This is a genomic window from Actinophytocola sp., assembly GCF_035634895.1.
Taxonomy (GTDB): Bacteria; Actinomycetota; Actinomycetes; order Mycobacteriales; family Pseudonocardiaceae; genus Actinophytocola.
In genome coordinates, this window is the sequence record NZ_DASQCC010000190.1 from 67,961 (window position 1) to 89,444 (window position 21,484).

Below are 21,484 nucleotides of genomic sequence, written 5' to 3' on the forward strand. Positions count from 1 at the left end.
GCCCCAGAGCCCCCACAACACCCGTACTGACAAGCAAAGGGCCCCGGTCGCACCCGACCGGGGCCCTCCGCAGTGAGCTACCTACAGTGCGCGCACGTTCGTCGCCTGGGGGCCTTTTGTGCCCTGCCCGACCTCGAACTCGACGCGCTGGTTCTCTTCCAGGGTTCGGAAGCCCTTGCCCTGGATCTCCGAGTAGTGCACGAAGACGTCGTCGCCGCCTTCGTCAACGGCGATGAAGCCGAAGCCCTTCTCGGAGTTGAACCACTTCACAGTGCCCTGTGCCATCCGCCTGCCTCCATCGCAGGATCAGCATGGGGTTACACCGTGCAACCCCGGCAGCCCCTCGGGCGTTGCCTCCGCCGACCTGCAACGGAAGTGCGGCACGCCCGCGTTTTCGTTCCGCGAGCGTGTAAGGCACGAACACAGAAACTACGGCCTGCGCGGCAGAGCGTAGCGCGTAGAGCACTCCGAGCACTACTACTTGCACACGGTTGATTACAGCCGTGGTTCGATCTCCGCAGGCCGGAGGCCGACACTCGAATGTGATCTGCCTCACATACGATCAAGCCAACGTGGATCCACTCAAAGGCGTCGAAACACATGTGAGAACGGCGCGGCGGGTCTAGTAGGGGGAACTGATGGGTGGAACCAGGGCACGACGGCTGTCAAAGGCCCTGCTGGCGGTCGGTGTCGCGGCCGTCCTCGGCTTGACGGCGTGTACCTCCGGCGGCGGCGACGGCGGTGCCGCGAAGGGCAAGGACTCCACCGGGAGTCCCTCGGGCCAGGCGGCGCCGAAGCCGCCGGCGAAGATCACGCTCGATCCGGCGTCCGGGGCCGCGGACGTCTCACCGGCCGTGCCCGCGAAGGTCACCGTCGCCGACGGCAAGATCGAGACGCTGACGTTGACCAACCCGACCGGCAAGCAGGTGGTCGGCGCGCTGTCGCCGGACGGCACGAGCTGGACGATTGGTGAGCCGCTCGGCTACGGCAAGACCTACACGTGGGCGGGCACCGCGAAGGGCACCGACGGCAAGACGGCGCCGATCACCGGCTCGTTCACCACCGTGACGCCCGCGAGGCAGGTCGACGCGTCGCTGAACGTGGGTGACGGCAAGACCTACGGCGTCGGCATGCCGATCGCGATCACCTTCGACCGGGACGTCACCGACAAGGCGGCCGTGCAGAAGGCGTTGACGGTCAACACCTCCGTGCCGACCGAGGGCGCGTGGGCGTGGCTGTCCGACCGCCAGGTGCACTGGCGGCCCAAGACCTACTGGCAGCCGGGCACGCAGGTGAACCTGGTGGCGCACCTGTACGGCACGTCGTTCGGCGACGGCAAGTACGGCGCGGAGGACCGGACGGCGAACTTCACGATCGGGCGGTCCCAGATCGTGCAGGGGAACACGCAGACCCACCGCCTGGTGATCATCCGGGACGGCGCGCAGGTGGCCGACTACCCGGCGAGCTACGGGCTGGACTCCGACCCCGGCCGCGTCACGAACAGCGGCACGCACGTCGTGATGTCGAAGAGCGACACGTACTCGATGTCGAACCCGAAGTACCACTACGAGAACGTGGTCGTGCCGTGGGCGGTCCGGATCTCCAACAACGGCGAGTTCATCCATGGGTACGCGCCGTCGATCCCGAACCAGGGCAAGAAGAACGTCTCGCACGGCTGCGCGAACCTGTCCCCGGCGAACGCCAAGGCCTACTTCGACACCGCGATGACCGGTGACCCGGTGGAGATCACCGGCAGCACCAACCAGCTCGGCCCGAAGGACGGCGACTACTACGACTGGGCCCTGACCTGGGACCAGTGGTTGGCCAAGTCGGCCTGATTTTCCTAGGGTGTTGCCCCAGTGCCGAAGCATTGGGGCAACATGACTGAGCTGGTCGTTCGTGCGTCCGGGGCGAGCGCGGTCCGGACGGCGATCGGCGCGCCGGACGAGCCGCCACGCACGCCGGCGCAGGTACAGCTGTTGATGCGGGTCCCCCGGCCGGTGCCGGGGGTCCTGTCGTTTCCGGAGTGCTCCCTGCGGGCGAGTCGCGGCGGGACCGTGTTGCTGACGGTCGCGACGGCGCGGCTGTCGCTCGGGTTCGCCGAGCTGCGGCCGCTGATGTTCCGTCCGGTGCCGGTGGATCCGCCGCTGCAGGCGCTCTTCGCCTCGGCGGTGTCGCACCTGCTCGGCGCCGCCGAGGACCTGGACCCGCACGGCGTCCGGCCGTACCTGACCGGACTGGCGGAGCTCGTGCTGCGCAGCGCGTTGCGCACCGAGCTGGACCGGGCGGACGCGCTCGCCACCCGCCGGCGCGAGGCGGTCGAGTACATCCGCGTCCACCTGGCCGACCCGGCGCTGACGGCCGAGCGGATCGCCGACGCGCTGTTCATCTCACGCCGCCGCCTGTACCAGTTGTTCGACGACGGTGACGGCGTGTCCGGTCGAATTCGACAGTTGCGAATAGACCGGGCGAGGGAGCTGCTTTCCGACCCGGCGCACGCCTCCCGCGGCGTCGGTGAGATTTCCCGGCAGTGCGGCTTTGCCAATGCCGCGCATTTCTCCCGCACCTTTCGAAAGGCGACCGGGAAGTCGCCGAGCGACTATCGGGATTCGCTGCTGAACGGTTGGGTGAAATCCACCGAGGACACCAGCTGACCCAGGGTCGCGGCCAGTTCCAGCCAGCCGCGACCGGTCGGTGAGTGCAGCGTGAACACGGCCATGCGGTTGCCGGCCGGGGCGACGACCACGGTCTGTAGCTGCGCGCCGGACATCAGCAGGCGCTCCGCGATGACCACCGGGTAGCCGCGGGTCGTCTCGGACGTGGTGACCTCGTGGATGTCGTCCTCGTCGACCAGGTGGCGGTGCAGGTCCGCCACCGGCACGTCCGCCGTCACCACGTTGGCCACCAGGATCGCGGGGTCGGCCGCCGCGTGGGTGAGCACCGCCACCAGGCCCGGGCCGTCCTCGTGGGCCAGCTCGGCGGCGTCCCGGGCGGCCAGCGCCACGCCGGGGTCGTGTGCGGACTCCGGGCCGCGCGCCTTGACGATCAACTCGGTCAACGCCGCCGCCGTCGCCTCGACGGACTTCGTCGGCACCGGGGTCAGCCCCGGCACGGTCGCCAGCTTCACCGGGGCGTCTCGAGTTCGATCGTCTCGCCGGCGACCGGCGACCGCTGCGCCAGCACCGCCGCGACCGCGCCCCCTGCCGGTGCGGTGAACCCTCCCGGGGCGACCAGCGCGCCCAGGGTCGCGGCCGTGCGGGACGAGCGGCGCAGCACGCCGGCCACCGCCTCGACCTCCGGCGCCGGCGCGGCAGGCTCGGCGCCCAGCGCGGCCGCGGCCTCGTCCGCCGCGCGGAGGTGCTCGCCGGCCAGGGTGCGGGCTTCCGACAGCACCGCCTCCAGCTCGGCCGCCACCGCCGTCACCCGTTCCGTCGCCACCGTCACCGCCGTGTTCGCGGTCGCCGTGGCGGCCGGGGTGGCCGCCAGGTCACGCTCGTTCTGCCTGTCCTGCAACGCGTCCCGGGCGTCGTCCAGTGCCTGGCGCAGGCGCAGCGCCCGTGCGTCCAGCTCCTCCGTGTGGCGGCGGTTGGCGGCCAGTGTCTCCGCCCACCCCTCCAGCACCGGGATCGCCGCCCGCGCCCGGCCCGGGTCGGCCGGCGGGACGGCTCGTGCCCGGAACGCGTCCGCCGCCGGGCCCTGCCAGGTCGCGGCGTGCCTGGTCGCGGCGTCGATCGAGGACTCCACGGTGGACAGTGCGGCCACCGCGGCACGGAGCTGGGCGACGACCGCGCCGACCGCGTCCACGCTGCCCGGCGTGGGGTCGAAGCCGAGCCCGCGATACGTCACGGGCCCAGATCGAAGCGGGTCGCCGCGTTCGTGTCCAGGTCCGCGTACGTGTCGCGGACCTTCGTCACGTCTTCCGACAGGCCGGTCACCGCCGTGCGGACGGCCAACAGGTCGTCCTCCGTGGACCGCAGCAGGGCCGCGACCGCCGCGACCAGCCGGCCGGGACCGACGTCGCCCGGTGGTGCCAGCTGGACGGTCAGCGCGTCCGCCGCCGCCCGCAACGCCGTCGCGGCCGAGCCCATCGCGGGCAGGTCCGCCTCGAAGCCGGTCATGCGCCGAACACCGGCGGGTAGGCGGGCGGCAGGTCGTCCAGGAAGTCGATGCCCACGTCGTACTTGTTGCGGTGCTCCTTGTCCTCCTCGTCCGGCGCGTGCCCGAACGGCATCCCGCCGAACGCGCCGCCGGCGCCACCGGCACGGCCACCGGTCACCCCGCCGGCCGCGCCGCGACCGGGCATCCCGCCGGCGCCGGCGAGCGCACCGAAGCCGGGCGAGTTGCGGATGACGTCCGACCCACCCGAGCCGAGGCTGCCCAGCCCGCCGCCGTAGCCGCCGAGGCCATTGCCGGGACCACTGCCGTAACCGGTACCCGTGCCGCCGCCGACGAGTGGTTCGACGAAGCCGGCCGCGCCGGTCGCCGAGCCCGGGCCGGGCCCACCGGGCCCGGTGTCCTGGCCGCCGGCGCCGTTGCGCGTCGGCACGTCGTGGGGGGAACGGTGGCCGGTGTCGTCATCCGGTGCGGGTGTCCGGTCCGCGACGTCGTTCGTCGTCGGGGTCGCGTCGGTGAAGTGCGGCATGGCGTCGTGGACGTCCTTGCTCTGCGCCTCGTACGCCTCCATCACCGCCACGGCCTCCGCCTTGCGGGCACGGGCCTGCTCGTGGCTGACCATGCCGTCGGAGAGGAGCTGCTTCAGCAGGATCGCGGTGCTCGGGCCACCAGTGCCGACCACCGTGTAGCCGTCGCGGAAGTTGCGTTCCGCGGTCGCGAAGGCCGGTTCCGGCATGTACTTCCGCGCCCGCTCGACCGCCTCCGTGTACGTCGCCATGCTCTGCGCGACCGTGCTCGCGGTCTCGCTCGCGTCGCCCGCCCAGCGCATGAGCCGCGAGTTGGACTCCGCCGAGCTGACCGCCGCCTGCCCCTTCCACGCATCGAGCACCCGCGCCATGGCCTCGCGCACCTCGCCGGTGGTGGCGTCGATCCTGGCCGCCAGCGACTGCCACTGGCCGGCCCGCGCGGACATCACGGCGGGGTCCGCGCTCATGATCATGTCGTACAGCTGGTCGTGCTGGTAGGCGTGCCAGTTGACCTTGCCGAAGCGGCCCGGCTCGCGGTTGCGCACGCGTTCGGCGGTCCGCTTCTCGCGGTCGTCTTTCGCGTCCTCGGACCAGCCGTGGGCCTCGCGCCAGGTCTCGTCGCGACGGTCGTGGTGGTAGCCCTTCACGCGATCTCCTCCGCCTGCCGCCGCAGCCTGCTGACCGTCTCCTCCTCGACGCCGTGGTAGGCGGCGAGCGTCTTCAGTATCGCGACGCGCACGGCGACCAGCTCCGTCATGTACTGCCGCAGCGCGGTCCGCACGCCGCCCTCGTCGCCGGCCCTGGTCCCGAACGCCAGCCGCATGGGCCCGGCCACCGGGCTTCGCCCGTCGCCGAGCGGGCCGGTCAGGTCGGCGGCCTCGGCCAGGTGGCCGGCCAGGTCGTCGTGCAGGGTGGCCAGGTCGCGCTCGGCCTGCCGCAGCGCGGTGAGGTCGACCTCGATGCCGTCCATGCCGACGCCGGTGACGGCGTGCCGGCTCCGGATCCGGTCGATCTCCGGCAGCAGGTAGGCGACGTCCTGCTCCCGGTACTCGTGCCGCAGCCGCCTCGCCTCGGTCAGGTTGTCGATCCGCTCGCGCGCCATGCGGTCATTCCAGCACAGTGTGCGTACCGTCACCCCCGAACGCTGCACGGTGGGACATGACCTTGGCTCAGCTGGACAAGCTCTACGCTGATCGAGTGAGTCGTGTATCTCCGAGGTGGCCACCGGTCGAGGTCGTCACCCCGCCGCCGAACCCGGACGCCCCAGCGGCCGGCACCAAACTCGGCCCGCACTACGCCCAGTGCTTCGGCTGCGGCGACGAGATCGAGGGCGGCCTGCGACTGCGCACCGAGGCCGGTCCCGACTCGACGATCATGGCCCAGTTCACCGTCACCGAGGCGCACCAGGGCGCGCCGGGGCTCGCGCACGGTGGGCTGCTGGCCTGCGCGTTCGACGAGGCGCTGGGCAGCACGGTCGGGCAGATGCTGCGCAGGCCCGCGGTGACCGGCCGGCTGGAGACGGACTTCCTGCGGCCGGTGCCGATCGGCTCGACGCTGCACATCGTCGGCAGGCTCGACGGGGTCGCCGGGCGCAAGGTGTACGCCAGCGCGGACGGACGGCTGAACGCACCGGACGGGCAGCTGGCCCTGCGGGCGCGGGCACTGTTCGTGATCGTCGACTTCAGCCACTTCACCACGCACGGCACCGCGGACCCGCGGGACGTGCACCCGGATGTGAACCCTTGATCATCTTTGGTTTGTTGCTGAGCGTGCTCGTCACGCTGCTGCACCTCTACCTGTGGAAACGGCTGGTCAAGGACACGACGTCGCCGGGGCGCCTGCGCCGGCTGCTCACCTGGGTGCTCGTCGGGCTCACGGTGCTGCTGGTCGCGACCCTGGTGCTGCCGCGCGTGATCGGCCCGACGAGGTCCACGTGGTTCGCGTGGCCCGGGTACGTCTGGTTCGCGCTGCTCATCTACCTCTTCCTGACGCTGGCCGTGCTGGAGCTGCCGCGGCTCGCGCTGCGTGGCTGGGTCAGGCGCAGGCCGCTGGAGGCGACGGCGACGACCGGCGCGCCCGCGGTCGAGGACCCGCCGGCGCCCGAGGAGCCGGCCACGCCGGGGGTCAGCAGGCGGGTGTTCCTGGCCCGCACGAGCGCGGTGGTCGCGGGCGCGGTGTCGGCCGGCACGGTCGGGGTCGGGATGGTGAACGCTCTCGGCCCACCGGACCTGCTGCGGGTGCCGATCCGGCTGCGCGGGCTGGACCCGGCGTTCGACGGCTACCGGATCGCGGTGGTGTCGGACATCCACCTCGGACCGATCACGGGCCGAAGCCACACCGAGCGCATCGTCCGCATGATCAACGAGACGTCACCCGACCTGGTCACGATCGTCGGCGACCTCGTCGACGGCACGGTCGACGAGCTGGGCCCGGCCGCGGCACCGTTGCGGGACCTGGTCTCCCGCGACGGCACGTTCTTCGTGACGGGCAACCACGAGTACTTCAGCGGCGACCCGGCCGCGTGGCTGCGGGAGCTGGAACGCCTTGGCGTGCAACCACTCCGCAACGAGAACACGGCCATCGGGACCGCGTTCGACCTGGCCGGCGTCAACGACCTCGCCGGCCGCTCGACCGACGGCGGGCCGGACTTCGACCGCGCGCTGTCCGGGGTCTCGTCGTCCCGCCCGACGATTCTGCTTGCGCACCAACCGGTTCAGGTCTCGGAGGCCGCCGCGCGCGGGGTGGACCTGCAGCTGTCCGGGCACACGCACGGTGGTCAGCTGTGGCCGTTCCACTACGTCGTCGGGCTCCAGCAGGGCACACTGGCCGGTTTGTCCACCGTGGACCACACGCAGCTGTACGTGACGCGTGGCGCGGGTTTCTGGGGCCCACCGGTGCGGGTCGGCGCGCCCCCGGACATCACCGTGCTGTCACTCCAGAGCTAGGACCAGCTTGCCGCGGCCGTGCCGGGTCTCGATCTCCCGGTGCGCGTCGGCCGCGTGTTCGAGGGCGTACGTGCGGCGGATGTGGAAGCTGAGCCTGCCCTGCGCGTAGAGGTCGGCCAGGCCGGCGAGCCGGGCGCCGGAGCGCGCCGGCGGGGTGACCCTGATGCCCTCGGCGGCGGCGCGTTCGTGGTCGACGAGGGTGAGGATGCGGTCCCGGTCCTTGACGAGCTCGAGCGAGACGTCGAGGGCCCCGGCGCAGTCCACCACGGCGGTGGGCGCGAGGTCGCGGACGCGGTCGGCGAGCCCGTCGCCGTAGACCACGGGGATGGCGCCGAGCGAGCGCAGGTAGTCCTGGTTGGCGGCGCTCGCGGTGCCGATGACGGTGGCGCCGGCCAGCCCGGCGAGCTGGACCGCGACGGTGCCGACCGACCCGGCGGCGCCGTGGACGAGGAGGGTGTCGCCCGGCCCGACCCGCAGCTCCTCGAGCGCGATGTGCGCGGTCTGGGCCCCGGCCGTGAACCCGCCCGCGACGTCCCACGGCATGGCGGCGGGCTTGGCCGTGACCTGGTCCGCCGGGACGACGATGTACTCGGCGTAGGCGTTGAGGGTCGAGAAGCCGAGGACCTCCCGGCCGTCGTCGGTGACGCCGGCGAACTCGTTGCCGGGAATGCGTGGCCACCGGTCCGCCGACAGGTAGGGCGGCGTCCACCCGGCACGCAGCGCCGCGTCGAAGGGTTGTACGCCGGCGGTCCTCACCCGGACCCGCACCTCGCCGGGCCCGGCGGTGGGGGTGGGCATCTCCAGCAGGCGAAGCACGTCTGGCGGTCCGGGCTCGGTGAAGGCGGCGGCTCTCATGCCGGTCATCATCGAACCTCCAGCATGGTGGAGGTCAAGTGACGCGGCCGCCGGCCCCCGGTATCCAGCATAGTGGCGGGCACCGACAATTTCGGCGCGCTGTCCACAGTCGCAGCGGTTGTCCACAGTGGTCGTTCGCGGCCGCGCGGTTCTGTCGGTGCCCCTCGGTAGGCGAACTCCCATTGCCAACATAGAGTCGGTCTACGGGGATACATGAGGACGTTACGGCAGGTCAGAGGACGGGAACACCGCCAGTTCCGCGAGTTATGCCGGTGTAAGACTCGTATGCCCGGTTGCCGAAGAGTCGGGTGGGTTCGTATCGCAAGCGCCCTACACTTCACCCGCCAGGGGTTGGGGATTATGAGAGAATGAGAACGTGCAGTGTCGCCCACTCTCCCTCGCTACGGGGGTAGTCGTGGGCATGTCCGCGGCGGCGTCGATCGCCGCTGGGATGGTATCGAGTCCCACTAAATGGCAGATGATCTGGCTTCTAGTTGCTTCATCCACCGCCGCGACCGCTGGTGTCATAGCCGCATCAAGCGCGGAGCCACAGACTGCGCAACGCGCTGGTGCAGCCTCAAAAAAAAGTCCGGTGTTCGTTAACTACCCGTGACATAAACTGGTCGAAATTGGGCGTCCCTTAGGTTACGGAAATGACCTGTCGCGGCATGTGTTGACCCGTGTCACGCGCTAGTCAGCCGTGAGCAACACCTTCCGAGTCACAGCTATGTCACAAATGAGGGCTTGCCGAGACTTGGTTTCGGGGGCCGGCGGCCGTCCTAGGTCAGCGTCCGTGGCCGGATCGCGTTCGCCTTGTCGACCAGTTCGTGGCGTCGTTCCGGGGTGCTGGCCAGGCGGGCGAGTGCGCGGTAGCAGCGTTCCAGGCCGAAACGCAGCTCGCGTTCGGTGAGCCGGCAGCCGAGGACCGTCCGGTTCGCCGCGTCCGGGGTGCCGGCCGCGCGAACCCACTCGTGCGCGGCCTCCAGGACCTCCGCCGAGAGGATGGTTCGGCGTTCGGCGTCCAGGGACAGGCGCTCCAGCTTGCGGGACGCGTCATGCAGGTCCTGCTCGGTCACCCGGGAGGCGTCGTCCGAGCGGGTCTTGATCTTGACGGCGGCGACCTGCGCGGCGACGTGGTGGCTGGACGTGTCCGGCACGGCCTCCAGTACCTCGATCGCGCCGCTTCGCGCGCCCTGTGCCAGGTACACGCGGGCCAGGCCGAACGCCGCGCTCACCCAGGCACGGTCGGTCCGCCAGACCAGCTCGTAGTACCTGGCGGCCTGGAAGTAGTTGCCCGCGTACTCGGCCGCGACCGCCAGCGCCAGCTTGGGCGGGATCTCGCCGGGCACCGCGTCGTACACCCGCTCGAAGGCGGCCACGGCCTCGGCCGGCTTGCGGGTCGCGATCGCGATGAGGCCCTGGTACCAGTCCGGGCGCCAGTCGGCGGGGTCGGTCGCGACGCGGCGCGCCGCCTCCAGCTCACCCTGCGCCTGGCGCAGCTCGCCGAGCTCGAGGCGGGCACGGACCATGCGCAGCCGCACCTCGATCGAGTCCTGCGGCGCGGACTGGAGTGCGGCCAGCATCTCGGCGGGCTCGGTCGCGGTGATGCTGGCGAGGGTGCTGGCGGCGTGGTCGTGCGTGTCGACCATCGGCAGCGGCAGGATCGAGGCGACCTCGATCGGATCGGGCGACGGCAGTGAGCCGCGCTCGCCGACGACCATGCCGGAGCCGAACGTCCTGGTCTCCAGCGCGAAGACGTTCGAGGCGCCGGGGCGCGGCCGGCCGGTACCGAGGGCCATGACCTCGCGGAGCACGCCCGTCAGCTGGTCGGCCATGTCCTCGGCGGAGGCGAAGCGCTGCTGGGGGTCGGTGTGCGTCGCGCGCTTGAGTACCCGGTGGTAGGAGCTGAAGAGGGCGAACAGGGGCTCCTCGTCGGGGCCGGGCAGCGTGTACTTGTGTCGCGTGGTGTAGCCGCCGAACTCGATCGACAGGACGGCGAGCGTGCGGCCGACGGTGTAGATGTCACTGGCGACGGACGCGCCCTCGGTGGCCAGCTCCGGCGCGGAGTAGCCGAGGGTGAAGAACAGCGGCGAGTCCCAGTCGTCGATCTTGCGGACGGCGCCGAGGTCGATGAGCTTCAGCTGCTCGCCGGACTGGATCACGTTGTCCGGCTTGAGGTCGCAGTAGAGCATGTCGATGCTGTGCAGGTACCCGATGGCCGGCAGGATCTCCAGGCCGTAGGCGATGACCTGGCCGATCGGGAGGGGCTCGGCCTTGCCGGTCTCGCGGTGGTGCTCGAGGGCGAGCTGGCGCAGCGACTGCCCGCCGACGTACTCCATCACGATGTAGCCGACGAGGTTGCCCGTCTTCGGATCCGGGTGCTGGACGAAGTTGTAGATGCGGACGACGTTCGGATGCTCGACCTCGGCCAGGAACCGGCGCTCGGCCACGGCCGAGGCCATGGAGGTCGGGTCGCCCGTGTCGATCATGCCCTTGAGCACGACCCACCGGTCGCTGACGTTGTGGTCCTTGGCGAGGTAGATCCAGCCGAGGCCACCGTAGGCGAGGCAGCCGAGGACCTCGTACTGCCCGGCGACGAGATCGCCGCGGAACAGACGGGGGCGGAAGTTGAAGTAGGTGCCGCACTTGGCGCACTCACCCTCGGTCAGCCCGGGTCGACCGTCCTTGGCGCGGCCGACCTCGGCCCCGCAGTTGCTGCAGAACCGCTTGTTCTCGCTGACCATCGGGTCTTCGAGGACCGCGGAGGCGGGGTCCTTGACGGGCACGACCGGGACGTCGACGAGGCCGGCGCCCAGCCGTCCGCGCCCGGTGGTGCGCGACCCGGTCCGGCGGCCGGTGCTGGGGAAGGAGCTGGAGCCGGTGGTGTGGGGGCCGCTGCCGTTATCGCCGGGTTGGGTGGGTGGCGGGGAGTCGGGAGGGCGGGGCGGGGCGTGCGGGGGCTCGACGCTGAGGGTGATGGGGGTCTCGTCGAGGACGCTGGTGGGGAGCGGCTCGTCGGGCGCGAGCGCGGTGGGCGGCATGACCCCGGGTTGACGGGGCGCGACGTTGGGGACGGGGACGCCCTGGGCCCACTGCATCCCGGGCTGCTGCGTCCTGGGCTGTGCCTGGTCGGACCGCGGTGGACCGGTTTGAGACGCGCCGGACTGCGGCGGACCGGTTTGGGGCGCGCCGGACTGCGGCGGGACGGACTGCGGCGTGGCGGGTTGCGGCGTGGCGGGTTGGCTGGGCTGTGGTGCGGGGGCCGGTCGCGCGCCGGTGCCGGGCCGCGGTGGTGCATAGCCGACCTGAGCATCCCGGAGAGCCTGCGACGGCCGTACCTGCGGGGGCGCCCACCCGCGAGGCGGAGAAGGCGGCGAGTAGCCGGCGTTGGCCGGCGACTGCCGGGGCTGGGAGCTGGTCGCCTGCGTCGCGGCCGGCTGGCCGGGCTGAGCGCCAGCGGGCTGCCCACCGACCGGCTGTGCACCGGTGGGTTGGCCGCCGACGGGCTGGGCCGCGGGAGGGCGGCCAGGCTGCTGTTGGTTCGACCAGGCCGGCCCGGGCTGGGAGTTGTTCGACTGCTGGCCTGCGGCCGACTGCTGGCCTGGTTGCGCCTGGTTGGCCCATGCCGGGCCCTGCTGGGCACCGCTTGGCTGCTGCTGGTTCGGCCACGCACCCGCCGGTGGCTGAGTGCCGGCGTGCGGTTGACCGGGCGGTTGAGCGCCGACCGGGTTGCCGCGCGGCGGTGTGGCCCAGGGCTGGGCGGTGCCGGGCGGTGCGCTGCCAGGCTGCGCATTGCCAGGGTGCGCGTTGCCGGGCTGGGCGTTGGCAGGGTGGGAGCCGGTCTGCGGCCCCGGGAAACCCTGCTGTGGCTGGCCCGACCATGTCGACTGCCCCGGTTGGGCCGGGAACTGGCCAGGTCGCGAAGGTTGCGAACTGCTCGGCTGTGCGGCGCTCGACTGAACCGACCCCGGTTGCGCGGCGTTCGGCTGGGCAACGCCGGCCCCCGACTGGGCGGCACCCGGCTGAACCGCACCCGGCTGAACCGCACCCGGTTGAGCGGCACCCGGTTGGGCCGCACCCGGTTGAGCGGCGCCCGGTTGAGCGGCGCCCGGTTGGGCCGCACCCGGTTGAGCGGCACTCGGTTGGGCCGCACCAGGTTGAGCGGCACGCGGTTGAGCGGCACCCGCTTGGCCCTGAGTACCGGGCGGAGCCGCGGCCTGCATGGACGGTGTCGTGGCCTGTGCGCCCGCCGGTGTCTCGTCCGGTCTGCGGTGGGCACCTCGTCCCCGGGCGGGGTCGTCCTCGTTGAGGACGTCCGGTGGTGCGAACCAGCCCGAGCCCTCCTCGTCCGGTGGCTGGTTCAGGCGGGCGACGTTCTCCTCCGCCTCCTTGCGCAACCTGCGCGCGGCCTGTTCCGGGTCCTCGGCCACCGCGATCCCGCACTCCTGACAGTTTCCGTTGACAACTTCGCCCGGGCAGCCGGGGCGGGGACACGACAGCGCCATCACCAACCCCCTAGTTCTGGTACACCGGTTGTGGCGGTGTCGCCTGCCCGCCCGTGTTGCCCAGCCACCTGTTGTAGCTGTCCAGCCAGGCCCCACTCGAGATCGACCGCTCCAGCACCGCGTTCACGAACCGGACCATGTCCGTGTTCTTCTTCGGGATGCCGATGCCGTACGGCTCCTCGGTGAACCGGTCGCCCACCATCTTGACGTTCGGGTCCTGGGCGACCATGCCGGCGAGGATGGTGTCGTCCGTGGACACCGCGGAGACCTGGCCCTGCTGCAGCATGATCAGGCAGTCCGTCCAGTTGTCGACCTGCACCGGGACCAGCTTCGCCGGGTTCTCCCTGATCGTCGTGATCGACGTCGAGCCCTTCGCGGCGCAGACCTTCTTGCCGCCCAGCTGGTCCAGGCTCGTCGCGCTCGACGTGCTGTCCACCAGCAGGCGCTGGCCGGCGACGTAGTACGTGGCCGAGAAGTTGATCCTCTGCCAGCGTTCGCAGTTGGCGGTGAACGTCCGCACGACCACGTCCACCTCGCCCTTCTCCAGCGCGTCGAGGCGGCCCGCCGACGTCACGACCTTGTACTGCACCTTGTTCGGGTCGCCGAAGATGGCCTTCGCGATCTCCCGCACCCGGTCGATGTCGAAGCCCTCCAGCGCACCCGTGGACGGGTTGCGGAAGCCGAACAGGAACGTGTTCTGGTCGACGCCCGCGATCAGCTGGCCGCGGTCCTGGATGGCCTTCATCGTGGAGCCCACCCGCATCTGCCCCTCGGGCGGCAGCGGGCCGTCCGGCCGCAGGCTGGCCCGCGGGTCGCACGTCGGCGCCGGTTTGGCGGAGGTCGCCGAGGCCGCCGGGTTCTCCTCGACGTTCACCGGTGACGGCTGGGTCACGGACGTCACGTTGGCCAGGTCGACGGGCTGCCCGCCGCCCGCGCACGCGGTCACGGCGAGCAGCAACACCACGAAGACGAGGCTCGCTCGGACAGCCCTCACCGGTACTCCTGCAGTCGTTCCCTGATCCCCATTGTCACCCCGACCGCCGACACCAGCGCCAGAACGGCGACGCCCGGCATCAGTCCGAGCATCGCGTTGCTCGCGCCGCTGGTCTCCTCGGCGAACTGCTGCCGCGCGGTTCGCAGGGCCTTCGCCAGGTTGTCGTCGAGCCTGGTCATCATGGTCGCGGCGCTGGTCTTCGCGTCGGGGCTGATCGCGAGTGACACCGCCTCGGCGTACGAGCCGCCGTCGTCCAGCTCGCGGATCCTCCGGTGCGCGGCCAGCCAGTCGTCGACGTTCTTCCGCGCCGCGGCCAGCAGGTTCCTGGTCTCGTCGGTCGCCGCCAGCCCCTCGGCCCGCACCAGCAGCGAGCCCGACCCGCTGATCTGCCTCGCCAGCTTCTCGAACTCGGCCTCGTACTCGCCGCCGTCGCCGCGCGCGACCAGGGTCAGCGTCTCGTTCGCACGCATCTTCAGCGCCACGATCCTGGCCTGGACGATCACCTCGACCTGGCCCGTGCCGTGCTCGCGCCCGTCGGACACCCGGGACGACTCGAACAGCAGCGCGACCGAGCCCCAGATCAGTGCCACGACGACCGCGCCGGACGCGACGACCAGGCCCACGTTGAGCAGCCGGTTCGTCCGGCGGGTCAGGTACAGCTGTGCGGCGACCAGCGCGCCGAGCAGCACCACGGCGAGCGCGAGCGAGAACCACGGCGGCGACGTGGCCGCGTCCTGCGCGTCCGCGAGCCGCACAGAGTCGATCTCGTACAGCTCCTGCGCGGCCGGCAGCAGCTTCGCGCGCATCAGTCCGGACGCCTCACGCAGGTACGCCGCGCCGGCCGGGTAGCCCTGCCGGTTGTACGCCCGCGCGGTCTCGACCAGCCCGGTGTAGACGGGCAGCTGCTCGGCCAGCTCGTTGACCTGCCGCTCCGCCTCCGCGACGCCGCCGACGTCGGCGGACGCCTTGGCGAGGTTCGAGCCGGCGGTCGCGATGTCCAGGTCGTAGCGGGCCCGCAGCTCGGTGGGCATGGTGCCGCCGGCGAGGAACGCGCTTGCCGCGGTCGCGTCCGCGTCGGACAGCGACCGGTAGATCTGCTGGGAAGCCGCGGCCACGGGCTCGCGGTGCTCGATGAGGCTGTCGATCGTGTCCTGCTTCTGCTGCATGGCGATCGCGCCGACGACGCCGGTGAGCAGTGCGAGCACGACGAGCCCGACGCCGACGAGGAACAGCCGGCCGGGCGTGCTCGCCGCCGACCTGCGCATGTTGCGGGCCGCGGAAGCGGGCAGGCTCAACACCCGGCGGGCCCCTGGCGCGGACCCCTCGGTCACGGGAGTGGTCACCATCGGTGACCCGCGCGACCACTCATGCTGCCGGTTCCCCCCTCGCGATTCCCTACCCTTGGTTCGGAACTTAGTGCAGCGACTACCTGGACTGCCACCGAATCGATGACGAATGGGTGACGTCCGCCGCGACCGTGTGATGCCAGCAAGTATTCGAACACGGAACGTGATGCACGTCGTTCGCCCGACGTGCCATCCGACCGCGCCACAGATCTGTCTAGCAGCTATAGACAGGTCCCGATCCGTCTAGCTACTCTAGACGGCATGGATCTCGACAACCCCGTGGTGCGGCTCTGCGGCGAGGGCTTGCAGGCCGAGTCGGAGGGCCGTGCCGCCGACGCGCACGCGCTGTTCCGGCAGGCCTGGTACGCGGCGACCGACGACTACGACGCGTGCGTCGCGGCGCACTACCTGGCCCGGCACCAGAGCACCCCCGAGGACACGCTGCGGTGGAACAAGGAGTGCCTGGACCGGGCCGACCGTGTCGGCGACGACCGGGTCCGCGGCTTCTACCCGTCGCTTCACCTGAACATGGCCCGGGCCCACTCGGAGCTGGGCGAGCAGGACGAGGCGCGCGTGCACTACCAGCGCGCGGCCGAGTGCCTCGACGACGCGCCACCCGGCCCGTACCGGGAGGGCATTCGCTTCGCGGCCGCCGCCGGCCTGCGGTCGGCGGACGAGGCACCGGCACTGCCGGCGCTGCTGTCCATGCTGTGCGCCAGAACGGACCTCACCGCGCTCGGCCTGCTGCTGCCGCCCTATCTCGGTGATCTCGGTACCCCGGCGGACCGGACCACACTGCTGACCGCGCTGCGGATGGTGCACGCCGACCGCGCGCTCCCCGAGGACGAGCAGACCGTGCTGCGCCAGGCGATCAGCGAACTGACCGCCGCGGCAGGGGCGTGACCGTGACACTCGACGAGGAGTTGCTGCGCCAGGCACGGGCCGCGTCGGACGGTTGGGCCGACGCGCAGCAACAGGCGTCACAGGCCAAGGACACGTACCACCAGACCGTCCGGCGGCTGTACCTCACGGGGGCGTCGATGCGGGAGATCGCCGAGGCGCTCGGGCTGAGTCACCAACGGGTGCACCAGATCATCGAGACGTCCGGCGGCACCGCGGGTTGGAAGCCCCGGTCCGGAACGGGCCTCGCGTGCAGTTTCTGCGGTGCCACCAGATCGGACGTCAAGTTCCTCGTGGCCGGCCCCGGCGTCTACGTCTGCGAAGCATGCGTCGCGCTGGCCCGACAGGTGGTCCAGGAGGCCGACGAGCAGAACCGGCCGAGGACGCACCTGGACCCCCTACCTGAGAACAGCGGCCTGGGCTGCTCGTTCTGCGCCAAGACAGACGGCCGGCGATTGGTCGCGGGACCGGGGGTACGAATCTGCGACGAGTGCCTGGAGTTCTGCGCCGAGGTGATCGCCGCGCAGGCCTCCTGAGCGGAGTTGGAGCGGTTCACTGCCCTTCCCTGAGCCAACTGGCTTCTGGAGGAACGGCGAGACGCGGCATCCAGACCGAATGCCGAGGTCACCGTGACTCCCCGCACCCCAGGAAGACCCAACGTGGGCGTAAGCCGCAAGACCGAAGTTCCTTCCCCCGGCCCAGCCGAGGGAAGGAACCAGAAAACCCAAAGCCCGTCAAACCCGCAGTACCCGAGGCGACCAACCGCCCACCCCCGCCCCCCGGCGCCGCCCGAAACGTCTACGCCGCCGACCCACGCAGCTCAGCTAATCGAGCCACCGCACGCTCCTGCAACAAGTCAATCTTCTCGCGACGACGATCCAACTCATGGGTGAGTTCGAGAGCCTCCTCCTCGGAGAGACTCTCGATGAACGTGGCGACCATTTCGATCATGCGTTCGACTCTACACCGCGTGGCGGAGATGGCAAGGTGGGCGCGGGTAGGCTTTCGCGTATGTCTCCGTTCGTGAAGATCTGCGGTCTGCGGACGGCCGCGGACGTGGCCACCGCGGTGGGCGCCGGGGCCGACGCGGTCGGCTTCATCTTCGCGAGAAGCCCCCGTCAGGTCGACGCGGAGACCGCCCGTGAGCTGGCCGAAGCCGCCAGCGGCGTGCTCACCGTCGGGGTGTTCAAGGACATGCCCCCGGCGGAGGTCCGGACCGTCGCCGCCGCGGCCGGCGTGCGGGCCGTGCAGCTTCACGGCGACTACTCCAAGGACGCCTTCACCGAGGTCGCCGACCCCGCCTGGCAGCTGATCCGCGCCGTTCCCTACTCCGCGCCCGATCTTCGCGTCGGCGCGTACGGCGAGGACCTCCTGCTCGTGGACGCGCCAAGGGGCGGTTCCGGCGAGTCCTGGGACTACCACCTGGTCGCCGGGCTCTCCGGTCCGTGGCTCCTGGCCGGCGGGCTCACCCCGGACACGGTCGCCGGCGCGTGGCGGACAACCGGGGCGTGGGGGGTGGACGTCTCCAGCGGCGTCGAGTCCAGCCGCGGCGTCAAGGACGCGGCGCTCATCACCCGGTTCGTGGCCGCCGCCAAGGGTTAGGACGCCGGTCGACTACGAACCCGACCTCGCTGCTCCCACGAACGCACACCAGTTCTCGCCCGAGAAAACAAGAATGGGGCTCGACGTACCCGTCTTGGTGTCACGAACAGCCCGAAGACCAGGTGCGACACCGACCTCGACACAGTTGTCCGGACTCAGGTTGCTGAAAGTGGACTTACGCCATTGCGTGAAGCGACTCGAAATCATGATCCACTCCTTTGAGGAAACTAGCCAAAGAAAATGTGACTTCAGAGTGGCGACTCTACACGATTCAGCGCGGATCTCTCCATCAAAACCTGGCCTGGAACTATTCCCGAGCGACCAAGGAATTTTGACGCAAGGCACGCTTACCACTACCGCCAGTAGCTGTCAGCGAGCCGGAGCAGCATATCCCTTGATTCGATCGGATCCAGGGCCGCCCCTACGAGTCGCTGCCACAGATCGCGATAGACACTGATCGACTCGTCGTCGTCACGATACTGACCATCGTCATATTCTTCGATGTAAAGATACTCCAGCGGGCCCGATTTACCCGGCGACGGAATTCGGAACATGGTAAAGGGCATCGAACTGGCGACGGAAAGGTGCGAGTCCTGAACGGCAGCACCTGAAAGTGCATGGTCGGCAACGTCGCGATGTCGGCGATATGTCGAAGTTGGCTACGCATGATCTTCTCGTCACCAGCGAACCGGAGAACTGACGACTCGGAGATGACCAACCCGATCTGCGGCGCGTTCGGCTTGGCCAGGACCTGCTGCCGCTCCAGCCTGGCCCTGACCCCGTTCTCCACATCCGCGCTCGACAACGACGGACTCATGGAGGCGAAAACCGCCCGCATGTAGTCCTCGGTCTGGAGCAGACCGGGGACCATCTCCATCTGGTACTGGTTTATCTCACTCGCGTCCCTCTCCAGGTCCACGGCCATCCGGAAGACCTTGGCATAGATGGAGCGATATCCCGACCAGCGGCCTCGCTGGTTACAGTGCTTCGCGGTTTCCACCGCCCACGCGGTCTCCTCGACGGTGGCACCGAGCGCCTCACACAGGATGCGGATGTCCAAAGGACGAACGCTTGACTGGCCGTTCTCGAGACGCGACAACTTGGTGGCCTGGTTTCCCAGGACCTCGACGGCCTCCGCCAGGGTCCAGCCACGGGCCTCGCGAAGGCGTCGGAGTTCCTTGCCGAGTTGCAGTTGAAGTACCGTCGGCGTAGGCACAGTAGATCAACTCCTAGACGACGCCTGCTGACCGCGCGCCAGAGAGAGCCTTTCATGAACGATACACCGTGCACCTCGCTCCGTATAGCGACATCGCATGGTGAAATTTCACGGTGAAATCCCGTATACCTGGATACGATTCGGTCATAGAATCTGTCGAACGAATCGCTATTTCTGTTAAAGTACCCATGCGCATGCCTGCTAGGGAGGCGGGGAGATGGAGACGATCAGCGGCGGGTCATGGGTCACCGTTGGCGAAGGATGTCCGTTGCGGGCCATGGCATCCGGCAGTGATGAGGGCATTCTGATCTTCGGGCAGTCGCCGCATGAGCATGAGCTTACGTTTTCCAGGGCGGCGCTTCGGGCTTTTGTCACCAAAGCGGCCGCGGTTCTTGCTCAGTTGGATGCCGCGGCCGCCAATGAGCGGGCCGGGTGGGAGACCGCCGCCTCGGTGTGATATTTCATTCCGAGGCGGCTATCTCCATTACCCGGTAGGTGTTTGACCATATCCTTGAGGATGTTCAGGCCGTCCGGACTCGCGATTTACTGGGCCCAGCCCGGGCGCACCAGGCCGGACTCGTAGGCCAGGACGACCAGTTGGGCGCGGTCCCGGGTGTTGAGCTTGATCATCGCGCGGGAGACGTGGGTCTTGGCCGTTGCGGGGCTCACCACCAGGCGGGCGGCGATCTCGTCGTTGGTCAGGCCCTCGCCCACCAGGGTGACCACCTCACGCTCGCGTTCGGTCAGGACGTCCAGTGTGGTCGGGGACTGGACCTTCTTCGCCTTGGTGGCGAACTCCTCGATCAGGCGGCGGGTCACCCCGGGCGACAGCAGCGCGTCGCCGCGGGCCACCACGCGGACGGCATGTATCAGTTCGGCCGGTTCGGTGTCCTTCACGAGGAAGCCGCTTGCGCCCACCCGGATGGCTTCGAAGACGAACTCGTCCTCCTCGAACGTGGTCAGGATCAGGATGTGGACCTCTGCCAGGGAACCATCCGACGAGATCGTGCGGGTGGCCTCCAGGCCGTCGGTGCCGGGCATGCGGATGTCCATCAGGATCACGTCCGGCCGGTGTTCGCGGGCCACGCGTACCGCCTCGTCGCCGTCCGCCGCCTCGGCGACCACCTCGATGTCCTCCTGCGCGTTCAGCAACGCGCGGAAGCCCGCCCGGACCAGTGCCTGGTCGTCGGCCAGCGCCACTCGGATCGTCATGCGTCCCCACCCTCGGAAGTGCTCGCCGGAAATGTCGCCACCACGCGGAAGCCGCCGCCCGGCTTCGGCCCCGCCTCGAACGTCCCGCCCAGTGCCTCGGCCCGCTGCCGCATGCCCGCCAGGCCGCTGCCCGTGCCGACGCTCGGGCCGGCTTCGCCGCGGCCGTCGTCGTCGACCTGTACCCGCAGTTGGTCGGGCAGGTAGCCGAGTGTGACAGTCGCCGAGGTCGGGCCCGCGTGGCGGTAGGTGTTCGTCAGCGACTCCTGCACGATCCGCTGTGCCGCCGCGTCCACGCCCTTCGGCAGCGGCCGTTCCTCCCCGGCGATCTTCAGCTCGACCGGCAGGCCGGCCGTCCCCATGCGCTCGATCAGCCGGTCCAGTTGGTCGAGGCTCGCCACCGGATGCCGTGGCGCCGCGCGGTCTCCGCCGTTGTCCACGTCCCGCAGCACGCCCAGGATGTTGCGCAGCTCGACCAGCACCTCCTTCGACGACTGCTTGATCGCCGTCAGCGCCTCGCGGACCTGCTCCGGCTGCGAGTCGATCAGGTGCAGGGCCACCCCGGACTGGACGTTGATCAGCGAAACGTGGTGGGCCAGCACGTCGTGCACCTCGCGGGCGATGCGCAGCCGCTCCTCGCTCGCCTGCCGTCTGTCCTGTTCGCTCTGTGCGGCGGCGGCCTGCGCCATCCGGTCCCTGCGGGCCTTCGCCACCTCGCCGAGGCCCATGACCAGCGAGATCCAGGCGATCACCGCACCCGTGACACCCCAGTACCCGCGGACCTCGTCGCGACCGAAGATCATGGCGCTGTACAGCACGACCGCGCCGGCGTACCCCGTCACCCACGCCGCCAGCCGGGGGCCGTTGGCCACCGCGTTGAACAGCGCGACGGCGATGCTGATGAACACCGGACCGAACGGGAACCCCAGCGCGAAGTACACCGACAGCAGGGCGTACACCGCCACCAGCACCAGGATCGGCTGGCTTCGGCGCCAGCAGAGCGTCACGGCCGAGGCCAGCGCCAGGATGAATGTAAGCGCATTCACCCGGTCCAGCATGTGCTGCCCGGCCGCGGCCGCGAACGTGAACAGGACCTGCACGAACGCGATCGGCACCACGATCACGAACGGGGGCAGCTGACCGAACAGGAACGGCCGTTGCACGGTCATCGCAAACCCCCTCACCTTCGAAACGATGGTCGCCCCGCAAGCCGCAGCGTACTTCGTACTACCTGGGGCGCAGATCGCCGACGACGGGCGTATCCACCGGTGG

At 70.2% G+C, this 21,484-nt stretch carries 23 protein-coding genes and 2 pseudogenes; 9 read left to right on the top strand and 16 right to left on the bottom strand.

Going from position 1 to position 21,484, the window contains the following annotated elements; genetic code table 11:
* Nucleotides 1-81: 81 nt before the first annotated feature.
* A complete protein-coding gene (locus VET29_RS28505; protein ID WP_133905397.1) occupies nucleotides 82-285 on the bottom strand; it encodes a cold-shock protein in 204 nt (67 codons plus the stop codon).
* A gap of 353 nt (nucleotides 286-638) precedes the next feature.
* Between VET29_RS28505 and VET29_RS28510 the strand changes: the two genes are divergently transcribed.
* Together VET29_RS28510 and VET29_RS28515 are read left to right on the top strand one after the other, a co-directional pair.
* Nucleotides 639-1,838, top strand: coding sequence for a L,D-transpeptidase (locus tag VET29_RS28510; protein WP_324925991.1), 1,200 nt, complete (start codon nucleotides 639-641; stop codon nucleotides 1,836-1,838).
* Nucleotides 1,839-1,880: 42 nt separating this feature from the next.
* Nucleotides 1,881-2,654: a helix-turn-helix transcriptional regulator gene (locus VET29_RS28515; protein WP_324925993.1), complete on the top strand. Its 774-nt coding sequence runs from the start codon at nucleotides 1,881-1,883 to the stop codon at nucleotides 2,652-2,654.
* Here VET29_RS28515 and VET29_RS28520 read toward each other — a convergent pair.
* From VET29_RS28520 to VET29_RS28540, 5 genes are read right to left on the bottom strand one after another with little or no spacing between them, the layout of a single operon-like run.
* On the bottom strand, nucleotides 2,600-3,127 hold the full coding sequence (locus VET29_RS28520) for a hypothetical protein (protein ID WP_324925995.1): 528 nt from the start codon (nucleotides 3,125-3,127) through the stop codon (nucleotides 2,600-2,602). The genes VET29_RS28515 and VET29_RS28520 overlap by 55 nt on opposite strands.
* Entirely contained in the window at nucleotides 3,124-3,846 is a 723-nt protein-coding gene (locus VET29_RS28525) for a hypothetical protein (RefSeq protein WP_324925997.1), read from the bottom strand. Before VET29_RS28525 ends, VET29_RS28520 begins: the two co-directional genes overlap by 4 nt.
* Nucleotides 3,843-4,118: a hypothetical protein gene (locus tag VET29_RS28530; RefSeq protein ID WP_324925999.1), complete on the bottom strand. Its 276-nt coding sequence runs from the start codon at nucleotides 4,116-4,118 to the stop codon at nucleotides 3,843-3,845. Before VET29_RS28530 ends, VET29_RS28525 begins: the two co-directional genes overlap by 4 nt.
* Complete coding sequence (locus VET29_RS28535) at nucleotides 4,115-5,287, bottom strand: PPE domain-containing protein (protein ID WP_324926001.1); 1,173 nt, start codon at nucleotides 5,285-5,287, stop codon at nucleotides 4,115-4,117. The genes VET29_RS28530 and VET29_RS28535 overlap by 4 nt, the downstream gene beginning before the upstream one ends.
* Nucleotides 5,284-5,742, bottom strand: a complete 459-nt coding sequence (locus VET29_RS28540) for a hypothetical protein (protein ID WP_324926003.1) — start codon at nucleotides 5,740-5,742, stop codon at nucleotides 5,284-5,286. The genes VET29_RS28535 and VET29_RS28540 overlap by 4 nt, the downstream gene beginning before the upstream one ends.
* Before the next feature lie 95 nt (nucleotides 5,743-5,837).
* Here VET29_RS28540 and VET29_RS28545 point away from each other — a divergent pair, with 95 nt between their 5' ends.
* Both VET29_RS28545 and VET29_RS28550 read left to right on the top strand, forming a co-directional pair.
* Nucleotides 5,838-6,386, top strand: coding sequence for a PaaI family thioesterase (locus tag VET29_RS28545; protein ID WP_324926005.1), 549 nt, complete (start codon nucleotides 5,838-5,840; stop codon nucleotides 6,384-6,386).
* Nucleotides 6,383-7,585 (top strand): metallophosphoesterase, encoded by a 1,203-nt coding sequence (locus VET29_RS28550; protein WP_324926006.1) that lies wholly within the window; start codon nucleotides 6,383-6,385, stop codon nucleotides 7,583-7,585. Before VET29_RS28545 ends, VET29_RS28550 begins: the two co-directional genes overlap by 4 nt.
* On the opposite strand, the gene VET29_RS28555 is transcribed toward VET29_RS28550, so the two are convergent.
* On the bottom strand, nucleotides 7,571-8,440 hold the full coding sequence (locus VET29_RS28555; protein ID WP_324926008.1) for an NADP-dependent oxidoreductase: 870 nt from the start codon (nucleotides 8,438-8,440) through the stop codon (nucleotides 7,571-7,573). The two genes, VET29_RS28550 and VET29_RS28555, sit on opposite strands and share 15 nt — an antisense overlap.
* A 779-nt stretch (nucleotides 8,441-9,219) precedes the next feature.
* Complete coding sequence (locus tag VET29_RS28560) at nucleotides 9,220-11,538, bottom strand: serine/threonine-protein kinase (RefSeq protein ID WP_324926010.1); 2,319 nt, start codon at nucleotides 11,536-11,538, stop codon at nucleotides 9,220-9,222.
* A 732-nt stretch (nucleotides 11,539-12,270) separates the two neighbouring features.
* Between VET29_RS28560 and VET29_RS44175 the strand changes: the two are divergent.
* Nucleotides 12,271-12,618, top strand: a pseudogene (locus VET29_RS44175) (pentapeptide repeat-containing protein); the annotation flags it as partial.
* A 337-nt stretch (nucleotides 12,619-12,955) separates the two neighbouring features.
* On the opposite strand, the gene VET29_RS28565 reads toward VET29_RS44175, so the two are convergent.
* Together VET29_RS28565 and VET29_RS28570 are read right to left on the bottom strand one after the other, a co-directional pair.
* Nucleotides 12,956-13,939 carry a transporter substrate-binding domain-containing protein gene (locus tag VET29_RS28565; protein ID WP_324926012.1) on the bottom strand — a complete coding sequence of 328 codons (984 nt, stop codon included), beginning with the start codon at nucleotides 13,937-13,939 and terminating at the stop codon, nucleotides 12,956-12,958.
* Nucleotides 13,936-15,270, bottom strand: a complete 1,335-nt coding sequence (locus VET29_RS28570) for a hypothetical protein (RefSeq protein ID WP_324926014.1) — start codon at nucleotides 15,268-15,270, stop codon at nucleotides 13,936-13,938. The genes VET29_RS28565 and VET29_RS28570 overlap by 4 nt, the downstream gene beginning before the upstream one ends.
* Nucleotides 15,271-15,546: 276 nt before the next feature.
* On the opposite strand from VET29_RS28570, the gene VET29_RS28575 reads away from it, so the two are divergent.
* Both VET29_RS28575 and VET29_RS28580 read left to right on the top strand, forming a co-directional pair.
* On the top strand, nucleotides 15,547-16,188 hold the full coding sequence (locus tag VET29_RS28575) for a hypothetical protein (protein WP_324926016.1): 642 nt from the start codon (nucleotides 15,547-15,549) through the stop codon (nucleotides 16,186-16,188).
* Nucleotides 16,185-16,721: a ClpX C4-type zinc finger protein gene (locus VET29_RS28580; RefSeq protein WP_324926018.1), complete on the top strand. Its 537-nt coding sequence runs from the start codon at nucleotides 16,185-16,187 to the stop codon at nucleotides 16,719-16,721. Before VET29_RS28575 ends, VET29_RS28580 begins: the two co-directional genes overlap by 4 nt.
* Nucleotides 16,722-16,983: 262 nt before the next feature.
* On the opposite strand, the gene VET29_RS28585 is transcribed toward VET29_RS28580, so the two are convergent.
* Nucleotides 16,984-17,136 carry a hypothetical protein gene (locus VET29_RS28585; RefSeq protein ID WP_324926020.1) on the bottom strand — a complete coding sequence of 51 codons (153 nt, stop codon included), beginning with the start codon at nucleotides 17,134-17,136 and terminating at the stop codon, nucleotides 16,984-16,986.
* A gap of 60 nt (nucleotides 17,137-17,196) precedes the next feature.
* Here VET29_RS28585 and VET29_RS28590 point away from each other — a divergent pair, with 60 nt between their 5' ends.
* Entirely contained in the window at nucleotides 17,197-17,787 is a 591-nt protein-coding gene (locus tag VET29_RS28590) for a phosphoribosylanthranilate isomerase (RefSeq protein ID WP_324926022.1), read from the top strand.
* A 12-nt stretch (nucleotides 17,788-17,799) separates the two neighbouring features.
* Here the strand turns inward: VET29_RS28590 and VET29_RS28595 are convergent, their stop codons facing one another.
* The 3 genes and pseudogenes from VET29_RS28595 to VET29_RS28600 form a co-directional block, all read right to left on the bottom strand.
* Nucleotides 17,800-17,994, bottom strand: coding sequence for a DUF397 domain-containing protein (locus tag VET29_RS28595; RefSeq protein ID WP_324926024.1), 195 nt, complete (start codon nucleotides 17,992-17,994; stop codon nucleotides 17,800-17,802).
* 146 nt (nucleotides 17,995-18,140) lie between these two features.
* A complete protein-coding gene (locus VET29_RS44180; RefSeq protein ID WP_414636639.1) occupies nucleotides 18,141-18,353 on the bottom strand; it encodes a Scr1 family TA system antitoxin-like transcriptional regulator in 213 nt (70 codons plus the stop codon).
* Between the two features lie 17 nt (nucleotides 18,354-18,370).
* Nucleotides 18,371-19,003 (bottom strand): annotated as a pseudogene (locus tag VET29_RS28600) (helix-turn-helix domain-containing protein); the annotation flags it as partial.
* A gap of 217 nt (nucleotides 19,004-19,220) precedes the next feature.
* Here VET29_RS28600 and VET29_RS28605 point away from each other — a divergent pair.
* Nucleotides 19,221-19,460, top strand: a complete 240-nt coding sequence (locus tag VET29_RS28605; protein WP_324926028.1) for a hypothetical protein — start codon at nucleotides 19,221-19,223, stop codon at nucleotides 19,458-19,460.
* Between the two features lie 86 nt (nucleotides 19,461-19,546).
* Here VET29_RS28605 and VET29_RS28610 read toward each other — a convergent pair whose 3' ends face one another.
* A complete protein-coding gene (locus tag VET29_RS28610) occupies nucleotides 19,547-20,215 on the bottom strand; it encodes a response regulator transcription factor (RefSeq protein ID WP_324926030.1) in 669 nt (222 codons plus the stop codon).
* Nucleotides 20,212-21,381 carry a sensor histidine kinase gene (locus VET29_RS28615; protein ID WP_324926032.1) on the bottom strand — a complete coding sequence of 390 codons (1,170 nt, stop codon included), beginning with the start codon at nucleotides 21,379-21,381 and terminating at the stop codon, nucleotides 20,212-20,214. The genes VET29_RS28610 and VET29_RS28615 overlap by 4 nt, the downstream gene beginning before the upstream one ends.
* Nucleotides 21,382-21,484: the final 103 nt, after the last annotated feature.

Excerpts from the sequence above, each read along its gene's own strand:
- VET29_RS28505 (WP_133905397.1), bottom strand. The coding sequence starts at position 285 with ATGGCACAGGGCACTGTGAAGTGGTTCAACTCCGAGAAGGGCTTCGGC.
- VET29_RS28510 (WP_324925991.1), top strand. The coding sequence starts at position 639 with ATGGGTGGAACCAGGGCACGACGGCTGTCAAAGGCCCTGCTGGCGGTC.
- VET29_RS28515 (WP_324925993.1), top strand. The coding sequence starts at position 1,881 with ATGACTGAGCTGGTCGTTCGTGCGTCCGGGGCGAGCGCGGTCCGGACG.
- VET29_RS28530 (WP_324925999.1), bottom strand. The coding sequence starts at position 4,118 with ATGACCGGCTTCGAGGCGGACCTGCCCGCGATGGGCTCGGCCGCGACG.
- VET29_RS28540 (WP_324926003.1), bottom strand. The coding sequence starts at position 5,742 with ATGGCGCGCGAGCGGATCGACAACCTGACCGAGGCGAGGCGGCTGCGG.
- VET29_RS28555 (WP_324926008.1), bottom strand. The coding sequence starts at position 8,440 with ATGAGAGCCGCCGCCTTCACCGAGCCCGGACCGCCAGACGTGCTTCGC.
- VET29_RS28560 (WP_324926010.1), bottom strand. The coding sequence starts at position 11,538 with ATGCAGTGGGCCCAGGGCGTCCCCGTCCCCAACGTCGCGCCCCGTCAA.
- VET29_RS28575 (WP_324926016.1), top strand. The coding sequence starts at position 15,547 with ATGGATCTCGACAACCCCGTGGTGCGGCTCTGCGGCGAGGGCTTGCAG.
- VET29_RS28585 (WP_324926020.1), bottom strand. The coding sequence starts at position 17,136 with ATGATCGAAATGGTCGCCACGTTCATCGAGAGTCTCTCCGAGGAGGAG.
- VET29_RS28590 (WP_324926022.1), top strand. The coding sequence starts at position 17,197 with ATGTCTCCGTTCGTGAAGATCTGCGGTCTGCGGACGGCCGCGGACGTG.
- VET29_RS28595 (WP_324926024.1), bottom strand. The coding sequence starts at position 17,994 with ATGATTTCGAGTCGCTTCACGCAATGGCGTAAGTCCACTTTCAGCAAC.
- VET29_RS44180 (WP_414636639.1), bottom strand. The coding sequence starts at position 18,353 with ATGCCCTTTACCATGTTCCGAATTCCGTCGCCGGGTAAATCGGGCCCG.
- VET29_RS28605 (WP_324926028.1), top strand. The coding sequence starts at position 19,221 with ATGGAGACGATCAGCGGCGGGTCATGGGTCACCGTTGGCGAAGGATGT.
- VET29_RS28610 (WP_324926030.1), bottom strand. The coding sequence starts at position 20,215 with ATGACGATCCGAGTGGCGCTGGCCGACGACCAGGCACTGGTCCGGGCG.
- VET29_RS28615 (WP_324926032.1), bottom strand. The coding sequence starts at position 21,381 with ATGACCGTGCAACGGCCGTTCCTGTTCGGTCAGCTGCCCCCGTTCGTG.